The 432-nt window shown below is 41.9% G+C and carries 1 pseudogene; it reads right to left on the reverse strand.

The features are described 5' to 3' along the window. Positions 1–432: pseudogene (locus MD535_RS25870) on the reverse strand (alanine/ornithine racemase family PLP-dependent enzyme); the annotation flags it as partial.

Genomic DNA, 432 nt, shown 5'->3' on the forward strand with positions numbered 1-432 from the left:
TCTTCTCCCTTTAGGTGCCTTAAAATATTTATGGATATAACGTGAAGACATAGAAGATAAGAGCGCACTGTAATCTAAACCGAATGTGACTTTTTCCCCTACAAATAGTGGTTTTTGTGAGGATTCAAGGACAAGATGATCACTGGTTGAAGACATGATCTTAATCCCATTCGGAGCCTTAAGCCCGCTGACACAAACATCTTGGCGGCCTAATGCTAGAATAGCTTGTGAGACCTCCCCTCTATCTTGAAGGCTTTCTTTTTCACCAAAAGCATTTAACCCCCGACTCCCCCAAGGCAAAGTCGGTTTAGCCTTGGATTCAATCACTTCAGCGGTCAAAGAAACCGCATTCGTATGTAAGCCTTTGATATTTTCGTGCTCTAAAGGCTCACAGCCTAAAAAAATTGCTTCTCCTATACGAAGGTTATTTAC

Source organism: Vibrio qingdaonensis, from assembly GCF_026191675.1.
GTDB classification, from domain to species: Bacteria; Pseudomonadota; Gammaproteobacteria; order Enterobacterales; family Vibrionaceae; genus Vibrio; species Vibrio qingdaonensis.